This is a genomic window from Clostridium sp. (genome assembly GCF_036642255.1).
In the GTDB taxonomy this organism is placed as follows: Bacteria; Bacillota; Clostridia; order Clostridiales; family Clostridiaceae; genus Clostridium_J.
In genome coordinates, this window is record NZ_JAVWDJ010000007.1 from 45,283 (window position 1) to 63,498 (window position 18,216).

Below are 18,216 nucleotides of genomic sequence, written 5' to 3' on the forward strand. Positions count from 1 at the left end.
TTTACCTCCTAGTTGTTTTTCTTAAAATAATCTATGATGCTTTCTGATGCCTTGCTATCCATAGAAGGAGTAGCTAGAAGTTCATCATAAGTAGCATTTCTTATATTTTCAATGCTTCCAAACTTCTTAAGTAATTCCCTTCTTCTCTTTTCACCAACTTTTGGTATTTCCTCAAGGATAGAGTAAAGTGTTCTCTTATCCCTTAAAGTTCTATGATAAGTAATAGCAAAACGATGAACTTCATCCTGAATTCTAGTTATAAGATGCATACACTGAGAACCAGGCCTTATAGGCACTTCAATATTATCATATATTAAACCTCTAGTTTTGTGCTTGTCATCTTTAACCATTCCACAAACTGGAATATTGATATTTAAATCCCTAAGAACTTCAAGGGCTACATTTACTTGTCCTCTTCCACCATCCATCATGATTAAGTCCGGGAAAAAAGAAAACTTTCCAGCACTTAGTTGTATTTGATTTTCCTTTATCTTTTCAATCTCTTCAAGTCCATGTCTAAATCTTCTATAGAGAATCTCCCTCATAGAGTCGTAATCGTTAGCACCTTGTACAGTTTTAATTTTAAATCTTCTATAATCGCTATTTTTACTTACTCCATCTTGAAATACTACCATGGTACCTACGGAGTCCATCCCCATTATATTGGAAATATCATAAGCCTCAATTCTGCTTGGAATTTCATCCAAGTTAAGCACTTCTACAAGTTCATTTAGTGCTACATTTTTGAGTTCTTTATCTACTTTGTGCTTTATTTTAAACATTTCTAAAGCATGGTTAGCATTTTTTTCCACCATATCTAACACTCTACGCTTTTCTCCCTTTTGAGGAGTCTTAATTAGAACTTTATAATCTTTTTTCATAGTAAGCCACTGTTCAAGAACTTCAACATCCTCACAGTGAGTTACATAGATATGTTTAGGTATAAAAGCCGTGCCACCGTAAAAGCTCTTAATAAAATTGGAAATCACAAGTGCAGGTTCTTCACTACCAGTATCATCTAAAATGAAGTCCTCTCTTCCTACCATCTTTCCATCTCTTAGGAAGAAGATTTGTATACAGCTATCCTTCTCATCTTGAGATATAGCAATAAAATCTTCATTTTCAAAGTTTCCACTAATAATCTTTTGCTTTTCGTTAATCTTCTCAATTGCAAGTAACTTATCTCTAAGGGAAGCTGCCCTTTCAAACTCTAGATTCTCTGATGCTTCTTCCATTTCCTTTTTTAACTTATCTGTGATAATTTTATCTTTTCCAGTTAAAAGTTCTACAATTTCCTCAACTATTTTCCCATACTCTTCTCTTGAAATTAACCCATCACAAGGAGCTTTGCACAGATTTATATGGTAGTTTAAGCAAGGTCTACTTCTTGGACCCTCCTCCTTGATAACTCTCCTACAAGTTCTGAGGGGAAACACTTTTTTGATTAGGTCATACACTATGTACACTGCATTTGCATCTGTATAAGGTCCAAAATATTTCGCTCCATCATTAGCATGATTCCTTGTAACAATGACTCTTGGAAATTCCTCATTTACTATAACCTTTATAAAAGGAAAATACTTATCATCCTTTAACAATATGTTATATCTAGGACTATATTTTTTTATAAGATTACATTCTAATATTAGAGCTTCTATTTCAGAATCCGTAACTATGTATTCAAACTCAGCAATGTTCTTTACCATAGCCTTTACTTTTTCACTATGATTTTTGGAACTTTGAAAATATTGTCTCACTCTATTTTTAAGATTCTTAGCTTTTCCTACATATATAATTTCACCTAAAGAATTCCTCATAAGATACACACCTGGATTTTCAGGTAAATTCTTTAAATGATATTCAAAATCAAACATAATTCTCACCTCATCCTTAAAACAAGTTGATTTAATCTAACTCATGTCTATAAATATACTTAACTTTGTCGGAAAGCTTCTCTTTGCGAGGGAATTCCAGATTATTTGAATTACCTACACAGGTTCTAACGTTTACAGGTTAAATATTGAACAAGTTCATTTTATCCAATTCCTTTTGGGTGGAGATTTCACTAACACAAAAGGCCCTTTTTTATAACAAAGTATCCTTTGTTTCAAATTATCCTTTGTTGCAAAATTTTACTTTCAGCTCAGTACTCCCACCTTGAACTTGTTTAAGCACTTAGACTTATTTAAGCTCTAAAAAAGCTGTGAGACTTATACATCCAAAATGTAGTTAAATTACAGTTGAAAAATCTTGGGTAAAGTATAAACAGCATAAGCTATGGATAGTACAATTAGAGCTCCTTCTATAAAGTTACCTATAAATCCACCAGTGGTGAATGCTAATGGGAACCTGATTTTTTTATTACTAAAGGGGTAAAGCAATGGAACTCCTCGTTTAGTGCACATATCACAAATTAAATGAAGTAAAAATCCTCCTAAAAAATAAAGCTCAACATATATTAATTCGTAAAGAGCTGCAAGAAAACTAAGGACTATGGTAAAAATAATTAATCCTAGTAAACTATGGGTAAAACCCATTCTATGTGTAGACAACCCAATTAAAATTAAGGATATTCCTATAACTTTGATTACAGCTGCGCCCTCATAAATACTATCAATATATAACATTAATATGCCCAACGAGCAAAATAAAGTTACCTTAGTTGCTTGATTTCTAAAAGGCAACAAATATTTATTTACAAAACTTTTAGGATGGTCAATATCTGGCAGTATTGAACCAATTATGGCGAAAATCAAATTAATTAGTCCGAATTTCCCGGGTAATATGCTACATAAAAAAACAAAAACTGATGTTCCAACTGCTACATGAGTTCTACCTTTCATTTTAACTCCTTTTTTATTGAATATCTGATACATCTTCATATATTGTAATATGAAAATTTTAATATTTAATTTAATTTTACTTAACTTATTATAACATATTACTTTATATATTAAATGCCTTTTTCATAGGTTCTAAGTTTCATGCCAAAGTATCCATTATTAAATAATATCCAGTTCACTTTGGTAAATGGCTTTGGAAGAAGATTTTACTTGAATAAAGACACTTTGCTGTATTAAAATTTAATTTTTGCTCAACACTCTCTCGTCTGAAAAGTATGGGAGAATCATCTTTCCAAAATGCCGTTGAAAAGAAAAAGTTCTCATAGGATTCAAATAAAATTGGGTCTATATTTTAATAAAATAACTATGAAATATTCCACTGATACTTTCACATAGAATTAAAACCCTTGGTTTGCCAAGGGTTTTATTAAGTAAAAGTATATTAATTATATTGTTTTTAGTTATGGAAATTTAATCTATTTACCAAAATAAATTTTCATTAAATCTCCTGCTAAATCTGTAGCATTGTAGGAATCATTTCCACCTTCTTCTACAATAATTGCAAAAGCAACTTGAGGGTTTTCATAAGGCGCAAAGCCTATGTACCAAGAATGAGGGATTTTCTTTCCCGTGTCTTGATCTGCAGTACCAGTTTTGCCACTAACTTGTACTCCGTAAACTTCACTATCTTTACCTGTACCCTTTGTCACCACTGATCTCATATATTTTCTTAACAAGGTAGCATTCTCTGTGGAAGTTATAGTACCTATTTCTTTTGGTTCATAAGTTTTTACAACCTCTCCATTAATATCAACCACTTGCTTTATTATATTAGGTTCCATCATAACACCATTGTTAGCAATGGTGCTTGCAACTAGTGCCATTTCTATGGGGCTTGCTAAAACTCCACTTTGCCCTATTCCACTTTGTGCAATATTTCCAACTTCCTCTTTTTTATAGGTAGGAAACTTACTATTGTCTATAGTCAAAGTTCTAGATGGTATATCCTTATTAAAGAGGAATTTTTCAGCTGTAGCTCTTAAGGAATCATTTCCTAAATCCATTGCCAAGGAACCAAATACAACATTACTTGATCTGTAAAAAGCTTCTTCTAGGCCAATGTTCCCCATGGCCTTTCCCTTGTAGTTTTCTAAATACTGTGTTTTATTAAACTGTATTTTTCCCTCATCTTTAAAGGTTTTATTAGCAATACCATCAATATTTTCTAAGGCACTAATTGCTGTTACAGCCTTAAAAGTTGATCCTGGAGGATAAAGCCCTGATACTGCTCTATTTAAAAATGGTGTATTAACATCCTTTGATAGCTTTTCCCAATCCTCTTTTAACGTATTAGGATTAAAACCTGGTTTAGATACCATTGCTAATACCTCCCCTGTTTTAGGATCCAATGCTACCACAGAGCCTCTTTTATTTCCTAATAGCTCATAAGCCTTTTTTTGAAGTGTAGAATTTAAAGTAGTGACTAAATTATCCCCACCCTTAGATTCGTCTTTTGAAAAATTCAAAAATCCGAAAATATCCTTTATTCCATTCACTGCTTTTCCACTGAGTTCCTTATCAAATTTCTTCTCAATTCCACTCATTCCATAGACTTCATCATAATATCCAATAACATGAGCAAAGGGCACTCCCCCAACATAATCTCTTGCTTGAGTGAATTCTCCAGTTTTTTCTCCCTTTACTATTAAATTATTATCTCTATCAAATATACTGCCTCTTAATACCTTACTACTTTCTGCTGCATTTCTTTTATTAAAAACACTTTCTATAGCTGCCTCACTTCTAAATAACACTGTATAATTTATATAGGTTATTAAGGCTACAAATAGTAATAAAAATACCAGCATTACCTTTTTTACATTATTTGAAAGATTATTCATAACTGTTTCCATCCTCCGAAATCTTTTGTACTATTCCTAAGGAGATATAGGTTATAAGTATTGAACTTCCTCCATAACTCACCAAGGGAAGAGTAATTCCCGTAAGTGGAATTGCTCCTGTAACTCCACCTATGATTACTAATACTTGTGAAACAATCATTGTACTATATCCTACTGCCAGTAACCTTGAAAAGTTATCTTTGGCATAAATAGCTGCTCTTATACATCTATAAAAAAGTAAAAAGTATAAAATAATTATTGCTAGCCCTGTTAATAATCCCAATTCCTCACATATCCCTGAGAAAATAAAATCGCTTTCAATAACTGGTATGAACTTCGGATATCCATTACCTAATCCAGTACCAAAAAAACCACCATTAGCAATGGCAATTAGTGATTGTACTACTTGGTGTCCAGCATCATATCCATACTTCCAGGGGTCTTGCCAAATCATTACCCTTGTTCTCACATGGCCAAACAGAAAATAACCTGCCACGGCTCCAAAAATGAATAAAACTAGAGCAATGATAACATATTTCCCCTTTGAAGTAGCAATATATAGCATAGCAAGAGAGATTGAAAAGAAAATAAGCGCAGAGCCTAAATCTGTTTGAAGCAGCATAAATGCTAATGAAACCATTACTACCATGGCTGGTTCAATCAAACTAACAATGTCATCTAATTTACTATTTTCCTTAATTACTTTACTGCCAATCTTTTTCGAAAACTTTGATGGCTTTCCATAATCTTTTAAAGCTGATGCTAGATAGGCAACTAAGGACACCTTTCCAAACTCAGAGGGTTGAAAGGAAAATCCTGCTATGGTTACCCAGTTCTTAGCTCCATATATTTCCTTTCCTAAAAAAGTACCCAATGACATAAAAATTAGAGTAACAACGAGATAAAAATATTTATATTTATCAAAGCTTTTTAAGTCAGGAAGTATAACTACTACCAATATAAAAGCTGCAACTCCCAAAGTGAAAAATATTATTTGTTTTGTAGCTAAAAAGGTTCTTATACTTGAACCATCAGTAATATATGTGCCTCCTGCTACTGGCAAATCTAGTCTATATAACATGGCAAGTCCAATAACTGCCAATATGTTAGAGAATATTAAAATGTACTTATCACCATCTGGAAAAAATCTTCTAATTATAAAATGAGAGTAGGCTAAAAGTCCACAGATTATCACTCCCATGATTGCTGCACCTCTATCAAAAGCAGGCGACAAAAAAGCAACATTTAAGAACACAATACATACCAGCAGATAAGTAAGCCAAAGTACTCTCTTTTCTTCTCTTAAAGTATCCATAAATTCATCCTTTCGCATTGCAACAACAAACTTATTTTTAAGGTGCCTTAACACTAAAGTACTTTAATAACAATGCAATTTAAGCGTTAAAACATTAAAGTACTTTAAATCTTAAAGCACTTTAAACACTGAAGTTCCAACTTTAATCTTATCCCCTTTGTTTAATGTAATTTTACTTTTTACTCTTTCATCATTAACAAAAGTTCCATTAGTGCTATTTAAATCTTCTAGAATATAGTCTGTATTTCTAAAGTATATTTTTAAATGGTGTGAAGATACATACCTATCTTCTAAAACTACCATATTATCTTCGTTTCTACCCATGGTTAAAATCTCATTCACTGGTATGACACCACCACTTCTAAGCTCATGGTTATCACCCTTATCCACTACTTCTAATCCAAAGTCCACTGTTTTTTTTCTTTTCTTCTTTCCCTCAGACTTAGTATCGTTATACATTATCTTTAATGCATAAATTATTATGAAGTAAATAATTGCTATTATTACTAAATTAAATATGAATTTTAAACTATTCATAATACAAACTCCTTTGAATTCAATATAACATTGACTAGTACCTTAAAGTACTAGTCATTGTTATTATAACACTTTTTTTAAATAGTGTCCCGTGTAAGACATTTCACATTTGCAAATATCTAAAGGTGTTCCAGTACATAAAATAGTTCCACCTTTATCTCCACCCTCAGGTCCTAAATCTATAATGTAATCTGAACATTTTATTACATCAAGATTGTGCTCAATAACTATTACTGTATTTCCACCTTCCACAAGTCGTTGAAGTATTGATATTAACTTATTAACATCATCTATATGAAGTCCTGTAGTTGGTTCATCTAAGATATATAAAGTTTTTCCTGTACTTCTTTTTGACAACTCAAAAGCTAATTTTATTCTTTGTGCTTCTCCACCAGATAAAGTAGTAGATGGTTGACCTAATCTGATATATCCAAGTCCTACATCCATCAAGGTCTGCAATTTACCGCTTATTCTTGGTAGATTTTCAAAAAACTTAACTGCCTCTTCCACTGTCATTTCTAATATTTCATCTATATTTTTACCTTTATATTTTACCTCAAGAGTTTCTCTATTGTATCTCTTTCCCTTACAAATTTCACAAGGTACATAGACATCAGATAAGAATTGCATTTCTATCTTGATTATTCCATCACCTTTGCAGGCTTCACATCTTCCACCTTTTACGTTGAAACTAAATCTTCCTGGCTTATAGCCTCTCATTTTAGCCTCTGAGGTAGTGGAGAAAATATCTCTAATTAGATCAAATACTCCAGTATAGGTAGCTGGATTACTTCTTGGAGTTCTACCAATAGGACTTTGATCAATATTAATAATTTTATCTATATTTTCACTTCCTAGAATATCTATATGTTTTCCTGGAAGTTTCTTTGAACCATTAATTTTTTTGTTTAAGCCCTTATAAAGTATTTCATTTACTAAGGTGCTTTTTCCTGAACCCGAAACTCCTGTAACTGAAGTAAATAGTCCAAGTGGAAAAGAAGTTGTTACATTTTTTAAATTATTTTCTTTTGCCCCCTCTACGGTAATTACTCTAGTCATATCAGCTTTTCTATAATCCTCTGGAATTTCAACTTTTTTCTTTCCGCTTAAGTATTGACCAGTTATAGATTTTTCACAATTCATAACTTCGTCAATGGTTCCAGCAACTATAATTTCTCCACCATGCTCACCAGCTTTAGGTCCAATATCCACTATAAAATCTGCAGCCTTCATGGTATCTTCATCATGTTCTACCACAACTAAAGTATTTCCTATATCCCTTAAATGTTTTAAGGTACCAATTAATTTATCATTGTCCCTTTGATGAAGTCCAATACTTGGTTCATCTAAAATATATAAAACTCCCATTAAACTAGAACCTATTTGGGTGGCAAGTCGTATTCTTTGTGCCTCTCCACCAGATAAAGTTCCTGCGGCACGAGTTAAATTCAAATAATCTAGACCTACATCTTTTAAGAAATTCAATCTACTCTTTATTTCTTTTAAGATTTGTGCTGCTATAATTGTATTTTTTTCAGATAGTTTTAAACTATCAACAAAATCATATTCATCCGAAATAGATAATCCACAAAGCTGAGAAATATTTTTTCCACCTACTGTTACAGAAAGTGCTTCTTTAGAAAGCCTGTCACCGTTACATTTAGGGCATGGATTATCACTCATATATTCTTCTACTTCTCTTTTTATGTAATCTGATGAAGTTTCAAAATATCTCCTTTTTAAATTATTTATTACACCTTCAAAAGCATGATTATATATCCCAGTTTTAAATTCCTTTGTGTACTCTACTTTAATTCTCTCACCATTAGTTCCATATAATATTATTTCTATTGCTTTAGGATCTAATTCTTCATAAGGTGTATCTAAACTAAAGTTATAATGTTTTGAAAGAGCAGTTAATACTGAGAAAGTCCAAGAGTCATCTTTTAAGCTGGACTCCCCAAAGGTTACAATGGCCCCATCACTAATACTCTTACTCTTATCAGGAACAATTAAATCCTCATCAATTTCCATAAGAGTACCCAGTCCATCACATTTATCGCACTTTCCAAAAGGAGAGTTAAAGGAAAACATTCTCGGTGCAAGTTCACCAATACTTATTCCGCACTCAACGCAAGCAAATTGCTCACTAAACAATATATCTTCACCGTCAATAACATTCGCAATAACTAGGCCTTCCCCGAGTTTTAAAGCAGCTTCAAGAGAATCCGCAAGCCTTGCTTCAATTCCTTTTTTAACAGCAATTCTATCTATTACTATTTCAATTGTATGTTTTTTAGTTTTTTCTAATTTTACTTCATCTTCTATTAGATCTACTAAATTCCCATCAATTCTAGCTCTTACATATCCATTCTTTTTAATGTTCTCAAGAATCTTTACATGTTCACCCTTTTTCCCTCTAATAACTGGGGCTAACACTTGAAGTTTAGTTCTTTCAGGTAATTCTAAAATTCTATCTACCATTTGATCCACTGTCTGTTGCGTGATTTCCTTGCCACATTTCGGACAATGAGGAACTCCAATTCTAGCATATAAAAGTCTTAGGTAGTCATATATTTCTGTTACCGTACCTACAGTAGAACGTGGGTTTCTACTAGTAGTCTTTTGATCTATAGATATAGCTGGTGATAAGCCTTCTATATATTCAACTTCTGGCTTATTCATTTGTCCTAAGAATTGTCTTGCATAGGCCGAAAGAGATTCTACATATCTTCTTTGACCTTCCGCATAAAGGGTATCAAAGGCTAAAGATGATTTACCAGATCCTGAAAGTCCAGTAAAAACAACTAATTTATCACGTGGTATCTCTAAATCTACATTTTTTAGATTATGTACCTTTGCTCCTTTTATAAATATCTTATCTCTCATAGTTTACTCCTTTTTATTTTCATTGATTTAAAAACAAGCGAAACTTATTTATGCTCTTGTTCAGCAGTAAAATCTTCTATAACTTATATCGTTTTTTAATACGAAGAATTTCATCTCTAAACTGCCCAGCTCTTTCAAACTGTAAATCTTTTGCAGCTTGTTTCATTTCCTTTTCTAATTTTTCTATATGTTTTCCTAAATCTATCTTATCAGCTTCTAATGCTTCTTCCATGCTGCCATATTCTACAGCCACACTATCTTCTGCCACTGTAGATACTTCAATTATTTCTCTAATATCTTTCATTATAGTTGTAGGCGTAATTTCATTTACTTCATTATACTCCATCTGTATCTTTCTTCTTCTGTTAGTTTCTGATATAGCCATATCCATAGATCTAGTTATATTATCTGCGTACATTATAACCTTACTTTCTGAATTTCTTGCAGCTCTACCAATTGTTTGAATAAGGGAAGTTTCACTTCTTAAAAACCCTTCCTTATCCGCATCTAAAATAGCAACCAATGCTACTTCTGGTATATCAAGACCTTCTCTTAAAAGGTTTATTCCAACTAACACATCAAATTCACCTTTTCTTAAATCTCTAATAATCTTCATTCTCTCCATGGTATCTATATCTGAATGTAAATATGTAGTTCTAATTCCCATTTCCTTAAAATACTTAGTTAAATCCTCTGACATCTTTTTTGTAAGAGTAGTTACAAGAATTCTAAAGCCCTTTTCAATGGTATTTTTAATTTCTGCATATAAGTCATCGATTTGCCCTTTAATTGGACGAATGCTGATTTCTGGATCCAAAAGTCCAGTTGGTCTTATAATTTGTTCTGCCACATTTTCAGTATGTTCACCTTCATATTTACTAGGTGTAGCGCTGACAAATAAAACTTGATTTAATTTACCTTCAAATTCATCAAACTGAAGTGGTCTATTGTCATAAGCTGATGGAAGTCTAAATCCATAATCTACTAAGGAATTTTTCCTTGATCTATCTCCCCCATACATGGCTCTTATCTGAGGAAGTGTTACGTGACTTTCATCTATAAAAAGCAGAAAATCCTTTGGAAAATAGTCAATTAAGGTTTGCGGTGGCGTTCCTGCAGGTCTACCATCTAAAATTCTAGAATAGTTTTCTATACCAGAACAATAACCAACTTCTCTCATCATTTCTATATCAAAATTTGTTCTTTGTCTTAACCTCTGAGCTTCTAATAGTTTATCTTGATTTTTTAGCTCTTCTAACCTTTTTTCAAGTTCAGTTTCAATTTGCGTAATAGCAACTTCCAACCTGTCCTTTGAGGTAGCAAAGTGAGAGGCCGGAAATATAGATACGTGTTTTCTTCCACTGATGATTTCCCCTGTAAGTACATCAAAATCTCTTATTCTATCTATTTCATCGCCAAAAAACTCAACTCTTATTCCCTTATTAGTAGAAGATGCGGGGAAAATGTCTAACACATCGCCTCTAACTCTAAAGGTTCCTCTAACAAAGTTAATATCATTTCTTTCATACTGTATATCTATAAGTTGTCTTATAACTTCATTTCTGTCTTTCTCCATACCCTCCCTTAAGGATACAGTAAGTTTTTTATATTCTTCTGGATTTCCTAATCCATAAATGCAAGATACAGATGCTACTACTATTACGTCTCTTCTTTCAATAAGTGCAGAAGTGGCGGAGTGACGTAGCTTTTCTATTTCATCATTTATTGATGCATCCTTTTCTATGAATGTATCTGTTTGGGCAACATATGCTTCTGGTTGATAATAATCGTAGTAAGAAACAAAATATTCTACTGCATTTTCAGGAAAAAACTCTTTAAACTCAGAGCATAGCTGAGCTGCTAAAGTTTTATTATGTGCTAATACTAGGGTTGGTCTCTGTACTCTTTCTATAATATTAGCCATAGTAAAGGTTTTTCCTGAGCCTGTGACTCCAAGAAGAGTTTGAAATTTTTTGTCTTCTATTATGCCATTTACTATACTATCTATTGCCTGTGGTTGATCACCTGTTGGTTTAAACTTTGAGTGAATTTTAAACTGTTCCATTTATTCACCTCGTTATTCTTTATCGTTATTTTCATCATCTTTATCTTTTTTTCTAAGTTTATTTAAAATATCTCCAAAGTTCCCTTCCTCAGTCTTCATAATTCTAGATTTAGAAGGAATATTTCTTGGTACAATAACAATACCTATTCGCTGCGCTGCTTCTTTACCTTTATGACTGATTTCCTTTATTTCTCCGTTTATCTTTCTTACTTTCATCCAAAGATAGTTCGGAAGAGTTTCTAGGAAGTTAAACATCATTTCATCCGTGGTTATTTTTATGTCGTTAATTTCTAAAATTAAATCCCCTGATTGTAATCCCATGACACTAGCAATAGACTTCGGTGCTACTTCAAGAATTCTTACACCCTCATCATTACTAGTATAAATAGGTTCATTGCTTTTTTCCATATACTTTTCATAGGTAATCATTAATTCATGTGCTACTGGTGTCAAAACTAATATTATAAGTTGTACAATTGAGTTAAATCTACCTAATAATGCTATCAAAGAGACAAAAATTCCAAAAGCAATAATTAATCCTCCTGAAAAAAGAGTTTTTTCTCTCTTAGTTTTCGTGAAGGTTACAGCGGAATAACCAACTCCTGCAAATAATGGCATTGCCCCAATTATCATAGTTTCAAATAATGCTTTATTTATATCATGATTAACTATTGGCCACCAAGTTGGTGTGTTTACTGCTTCACCAGAGACAAAATTACCGCTGGTAGCTTGCATCATTAATAATACAGCTATTGGTAAAATCCACTGTCTTTTAAAGGCAAAACCACCTACAATTTTTTTATCTCGCCCTCCAAAAACAGGAATGGCGCCTCTACTTCCATCGAAAATTACTAATATACCTTCTACAATATGCATGACTCCGATTAAAATCAAAATGGATGTAACATCCACTTTTAATAAATCTATAGTAGGATCATTTGATAGTATCGATACCATATGTAATATAACTGATGTAATCCCTAATATTGCCCCTGAATATGATAAGCAAACAAATCTAGGATTAAAAAGCATCAGTAATATAGAAAGCATAAAAATTATGTAAATGTTTGAGTTCATATAAAATACTATACCTAAATGGGTGAAAATGAGACTTGCTAAAACTCCGCCAAATATCCCCATAACTATTTGAGAAATTGTAAGTTCAAAGGCAGATGTTGAATTTTCTCCCATAATTAATTTCTCTAAGGTAGTAGTTTTTTTATTTTTTGAATAGAATAATATTGCCATCATTACAAGTATAAAAGCATAGGATGGCTCAACAATAGCATAAGACACTTGTGTTAAGGTGTATATAATAAGCTCCATCTTTCAATGTCTCCTTTCACATTATGCTAAAACTTCACTTAAGCATCTAAATAACAAGTTAAAAGTACCAGTTCAATTTTCCATCACGCATAAAAATCTATCTTATAAATAGATGTACCATCAGTGAATTTCATTCACTCAATAGATTGTATTTCCCTAATAATTCTTGTCGTTTAAAAATTGCTTCATATTGATTAGTTACTATTTAAAGGTACCTTATGTATAAATTAAGTATCCGCCCTAAGCAGATACTTAATTAAAGTTTATTTTATTTTTCCTTTAGCAATTTCTAATGCTTTTATAAATTGAGGATCTGTGTCCCTACTATAAGGCTTTTCTTTTAATTCAGCTGGATAAATTACCTCTACATCTGGTGCTATTCCTAGACCATGAATGTTTTGACCATTAGGTGTAAAGTATTTAGAAATGGTAACTTTCAATGCAGTACCGTCTTCGAAACCATCTTTATCTCTGTAGAAAGTAGTTTGAACAACACCCTTTCCAAAGCTTTTTTCACCAACTAAGGTTCCTAATCCATAATCTTTAATTGCCCCAATAAAAATTTCTGATGCACTAGCTGAACCACCATCGATTAGTATTGTAAGCGGCAAGCCCTCTGCAACTCCACCTAATGAATCATAGTTTTTTCTATTCTTTTCTTTATCTTCTGTATATACTATATTCTTTCCTTTTTGAACAAAATGGGAAGTCATTTTTACTGTTTGATCCAATAATCCACCTGGATTTTCTCTTAGATCTAATACTAAGCTCTTCATTCCTTTTGAGGTTAAAGTGTTTAAAGCATTTTCAAAATTAGTTGCTGTATGTTCATCAAACATTGAAACTTGAATATATCCTACTTGACCATCAAGCATTTCGCTTTTAACAGTTACCATATTTATTTCTTCTCTTATTGGTGTAACTTCAAAGCTTCCTCTAGTTTGTCTTGAAACAGTTAATTTTACTTCCTCTCCAGCTTTGCCCTTCATCATTGAAACGGCCTTTTCCATATCCTGACCAGTAACTACAGTATTATCAACACTTTCAATTATATCTCCTGCAAGGATTCCCACCTTTTGAGCCGGAGAATTTTCAAAGGTTGATATAACTACTATTTTATCATCTTTTACACCAATTTGTATTCCTAACCCAACATAAGTTCCCCCAGTTTGGGATGCAAAATCTGCAAATTCAGCTTGATTCATATATACAGTGTAGGGATCCTTTAATGCTGATGCCATTCCCTTAGCTGCACCTTCTACTAATTGGTCATTATTTATTTCACCAATATAGTATTTATCTATTTTATCTTTTATGGTAAATAGCTTTTCAAAAGCAATTATGTTTTCATAGGTTTTTCTACTAACCAAAACTTTACCATTTGGCATTTGAAAAGAAATTAAATTAGATATACCAAAAGTAAGGATATTAGTAATTATAACTACTATTACAGTTCTGGTTATCCATTTTCTTTTTGTACTATTCATATTCCCATTATCCATGAAATTCACCCTCTCTATATAGTCCCTATATATTATTTATGTAAATACTAAATAATTATAACACTTTTAGGCAATTTTTAATAATTATTTCGAATTCAATATTTATCCCTACTACATAGTATAAAACTGATTTTTTTGTATGTAATATAACCTTACTAAATGATTTTATGAAAGAAAGACTAAGAAAAAATTCTTCTTAGTCTCATTTGTATTATTTATTTGAGATTAAAGCATAAACTTTTTAAATGTTTCCTGATTTTTTATTTCAACATTTCTTCAGGTATTTTAACTCTAACTAAATTTACACTGTAGCTAAACAATCTCTTCTAAACAAGATATAAAACTTCCCTAGAAGATAATTGTAAAATCCAATTAAACTTTTAAGAACTTTCTCATAGATACAATACTTCCCACAGTACCTATAAATATACCTGCTAAAATAAATTCCCAAATAACAACTGTCCACACATAAGAAACTCCAACTAATGAAAATCCCATTAACACGTCTGCAGACATTTTATTAACTATTGCACCATAGGCAAAACTTAATACAATTGCTGATATTATTCCTCCAACTATACCAAGAAATACACCTTCAATAATAAATGGCCATCTGATAAACCAGTCGGTAGCTCCAACGTACTTCATTATTCCAATTTCACGTTTTCTTGAATAAACAGTAATTTTAATTGTATTACCAATTAAGAAAAGAGAAACTAAAATAAACACAGCAAAAGAAATCGCTCCAACTACTTTTACAGAACTAGTTAATTTAGAAATTTTTTCTATTATATCCCTAGCATCTTTTATGCTTTCAATTCCTTCTGTATCTTTTACACCAGCAACAATAGCATCAACCACTTCTGGTTTATCTACTTTTACTGTGAATGACCCTGGAAAAGGATTCTTTTCTTGGAAACCAGCAGTTAACACTTCTGCGTTATCCTTTAACTGTTCTTTAACCTTCTCTAAAGCTTGTTCCTTTGTTTCTATATTTACTTCCTTTACTCCATCAATAGCTTCAAGTGTAAGCTTAAGACTATCTTTTTGCTCATCAGTTATTTCATCTTTTAGAAATACCTTTACTTCAACCTTAGATCCTAACTGAGCTACCCCTTTATTTACATTTACCATAGTCAAGGTTATTACCCCTAAAATAAATAATGTAGCTGCTACTGTGGCAATAGAAGCAATACTTAAAGTTTTGTTTCTCGTAATACTTTTTAAAGCGTCTTTTATAAAATATTTAACTGAATCAAATTTCATATCCGTATTTACCCCTTTCCTCATCTCTAGCTACTGTACCTTTTTCAATGGCAATAACTCTTTTTTTCATGGTATCAACTATGTCTTTAGCATGAGTTGCCATTACAATTGTGGTTCCTGCCCTATTTATATCACTAATAATATCCATTATCTCCAATGAAGTTTCTGGGTCAAGGTTACCTGTAGGCTCGTCCGCAATCAAAAGAGATGGACTATTTACGATAGATCTAGCAATAGATACCCTTTGTTGCTCTCCACCTGATAACTCATGTGGAAAGGCATTTCTTTTTTTAGATAATCCTACCAACGATAAAACTGATGGCACTTTCTTTTGAATTTCCTTTTCACTTGCACCTATTACTCTTAAAGCAAAAGCTATGTTTTCAAACACATTCAAAGTAGGTATTAATCTAAAGTCTTGAAATACTACCCCAATTTTTCTTCTGTAATAGGGAATTTCCTTAGAAGTTAATTTAGTTAAATCACTTCCCGCAACTAAAACATTTCCTGCTGTTGGGTCTACTTCTTTTAAAAGCATTTTTATGAACGTAGATTTTCCTGCTCCACTCGGACCAACAAGGAAAACAAATTCACCCTTATCTATTTCTATATTTAAATTTGATAATGCAAGAACATTGTTATTATATACTTTAGTAACATTCTTAAATTCTATCATGTAAACTCCCACTCTCCTTAAACATATTTTTTCTTTCCAAATTAAACCTTAATCTATTGTAAATTTCATCTATAAAAGCAAATGTTATATTTTAAACTTAATCCTTGTTTAAAATATAACATTGTCTTCAAGTAAATATTTTAAACTTATAATTTTTCTTATGTTTATCCTTTTTTATGTATCTTAAATTAAATAACAAGTAAACTAATCCACCCTTATTCTCTGCTTAAGGAAGCTTGTACAAAACAAAAGAAGATTCTGTCCACAGCTATGCCATGAATAGGTTCAATTGAGATGATATACCTTAAGCTAAGCTAGTATATCTACTAACTATTTTAGAAAAGTTGCCTACAATGTGTATGCTCAATTAATTGTAAAAAAATATATGTCCATTATAACATAAAAGTTCTAATATAAATAATGAAATAACAATAAATTTGTTTAAAATTTAGTTAATTTGTATAAAAATTAATGGAAATGTTGATACAACATTTCCATTTTCGACAAATATTCACTGATAAATACATAAATATTGGATATTAACTCCAACGCTTACTCACCAAAATTTAAGATAATTTTTTAAGATTTATTGCTTCAATGCATTAAACTTTCCTCTTAAACATCATTTTCAAATATAAACTTTTGTTTATATTAAAAAAGAGCAAAATAGAACTAGATATTTATGCAATTTCTTTATTTCATTCTAAGTATAATAAAAACTAGTATGGTTATAGAAGCTTAGACTTTATTACGCTCCACTTTGCAAAAAGTTCCATAGTATAATATCATACATTAAAAAGTAGAATAATACTAATGAGCAGATACATAATATTGCCCCAATTAAATTGAACTGAACAAAATACATTCTCCATTGCTTTTGATAGTTTAAGGGGCCAAGGGTATCTGGTTTTAAAAATGCTGCAGCACATATAAACAATCCAAAGCAAGATGCTATTATTCCAGTGTTTCTAACTCCCATAAGTAAAGAATAGATAGTTATAGGATTTTTAGTTATTAAGGAATATATAGTTGTAATTACTAAACCTAACAATACTGGAATTAGTGTTATTTTTAATGAAAGTTTTATACAGTATAAAAAATCCTCGAAAAATTTAGATACTGCTGTTCTCATTATACTCATCTCCTCTAGTATATAAATTTCTTCAATTCAAATCATAGCTATTTAATGAACAAGTCCATTTTTGTAAGGAGCTTTAGAAAGATATTTAGCTTCCTACTAAAGTATATTCGTTTACAAAGCACTCCTCCTTAAACTTGTTCAAGTTAAAGAGAGTTATTCTGCATAGACTGCTACACTTTGCCTAAAAATAAACCACCCATGTTTGATTGAATATATAAATAGTTCTAAAGTTTCTCACAAGAAAAACTAATGCAAAAATTATATCATAATTTGTCTGAAAAATCATTAAAATTATTTTTTCTATTTATTAACTAGGTTATGATAGTTTTTCATTCGTTTTATCTTTATCTTAATTCTAATTTTTAAATTATCTATTATTAAATTACGATTTTGATCCTTACTTCTTTATTGTTAATTTATATTTTTACTTTTAATTTTTAATTCTAACTTTTAAATTCTTTATTATTAAAATACAATTTTGATTCTTAGTTCTTTGATCTCAATTCTTGATTCTTGATTCCTAAGAGAATGCTACAAAGCTATTGGATACAATATCATAGTGATATTCTATTACCTTTAATTTCTCCTCAATGTCTTCTCTTTTCATATTATAATAAGAAGAAAAATCTTCTAAAGAATTGAATTCATCTCTTAGCTTCATATTTATTATACTTAATGCCATATATGGGTCCATGTTTAACAAAATATCCTTATCCATAAAACGCCTCCAAATATTCCCAAATAAAATTAAAGGT

At 31.3% G+C, this 18,216-nt stretch carries 13 protein-coding genes; all 13 read right to left on the minus strand.

Going from position 1 to position 18,216, the window contains the following annotated elements; all coding sequences use genetic code 11:
- Positions 1-8: 8 nt before the first annotated feature.
- Positions 9-1,874, minus strand: a complete 1,866-nt coding sequence (gene uvrC / locus RR409_RS05420) for an excinuclease ABC subunit UvrC (protein WP_332556710.1) — start codon at positions 1,872-1,874, stop codon at positions 9-11.
- Between the two features lie 360 nt (positions 1,875-2,234).
- The gene (locus RR409_RS05425; protein ID WP_332556711.1) at positions 2,235-2,843 is read right to left on the minus strand and encodes a metal-dependent hydrolase; all 609 of its coding nucleotides are present in this window, start codon (positions 2,841-2,843) and stop codon (positions 2,235-2,237) included.
- Positions 2,844-3,319: 476 nt separating this feature from the next.
- The gene (locus RR409_RS05430) at positions 3,320-4,756 is read right to left on the minus strand and encodes a penicillin-binding transpeptidase domain-containing protein (RefSeq protein WP_332556712.1); all 1,437 of its coding nucleotides are present in this window, start codon (positions 4,754-4,756) and stop codon (positions 3,320-3,322) included.
- Positions 4,737-6,059: an FtsW/RodA/SpoVE family cell cycle protein gene (locus RR409_RS05435; protein ID WP_332556713.1), complete on the minus strand. Its 1,323-nt coding sequence runs from the start codon at positions 6,057-6,059 to the stop codon at positions 4,737-4,739. Before RR409_RS05435 ends, RR409_RS05430 begins: the two co-directional genes overlap by 20 nt.
- A gap of 111 nt (positions 6,060-6,170) precedes the next feature.
- Positions 6,171-6,596, minus strand: coding sequence for an FHA domain-containing protein (locus RR409_RS05440; RefSeq protein ID WP_332556714.1), 426 nt, complete (start codon positions 6,594-6,596; stop codon positions 6,171-6,173).
- Positions 6,597-6,659: 63 nt separating this feature from the next.
- Entirely contained in the window at positions 6,660-9,485 is a 2,826-nt protein-coding gene (gene uvrA, locus RR409_RS05445) for an excinuclease ABC subunit UvrA (RefSeq protein WP_332556715.1), read from the minus strand.
- A 76-nt stretch (positions 9,486-9,561) separates the two neighbouring features.
- Positions 9,562-11,550 carry an excinuclease ABC subunit UvrB gene (uvrB, locus tag RR409_RS05450; protein ID WP_332556716.1) on the minus strand — a complete coding sequence of 663 codons (1,989 nt, stop codon included), beginning with the start codon at positions 11,548-11,550 and terminating at the stop codon, positions 9,562-9,564.
- Between the two features lie 12 nt (positions 11,551-11,562).
- Entirely contained in the window at positions 11,563-12,876 is a 1,314-nt protein-coding gene (locus RR409_RS05455) for a hypothetical protein (RefSeq protein WP_332556717.1), read from the minus strand.
- A 263-nt stretch (positions 12,877-13,139) separates the two neighbouring features.
- On the minus strand, positions 13,140-14,378 hold the full coding sequence (locus tag RR409_RS05460) for a S41 family peptidase (protein ID WP_332556718.1): 1,239 nt from the start codon (positions 14,376-14,378) through the stop codon (positions 13,140-13,142).
- A gap of 372 nt (positions 14,379-14,750) precedes the next feature.
- Positions 14,751-15,644: a permease-like cell division protein FtsX gene (gene ftsX / locus RR409_RS05465; RefSeq protein WP_332556719.1), complete on the minus strand. Its 894-nt coding sequence runs from the start codon at positions 15,642-15,644 to the stop codon at positions 14,751-14,753.
- A complete protein-coding gene (gene ftsE / locus RR409_RS05470) occupies positions 15,634-16,320 on the minus strand; it encodes a cell division ATP-binding protein FtsE (RefSeq protein ID WP_332556720.1) in 687 nt (228 codons plus the stop codon). Before ftsE ends, ftsX begins: the two co-directional genes overlap by 11 nt.
- 748 nt (positions 16,321-17,068) lie before the next feature.
- Complete coding sequence (locus RR409_RS05475; RefSeq protein WP_332556721.1) at positions 17,069-17,452, minus strand: hypothetical protein; 384 nt, start codon at positions 17,450-17,452, stop codon at positions 17,069-17,071.
- A gap of 529 nt (positions 17,453-17,981) precedes the next feature.
- Positions 17,982-18,179: a DUF4250 domain-containing protein gene (locus RR409_RS05480; protein ID WP_332556722.1), complete on the minus strand. Its 198-nt coding sequence runs from the start codon at positions 18,177-18,179 to the stop codon at positions 17,982-17,984.
- Between the last annotated feature and the right edge of the window lie 37 nt (positions 18,180-18,216).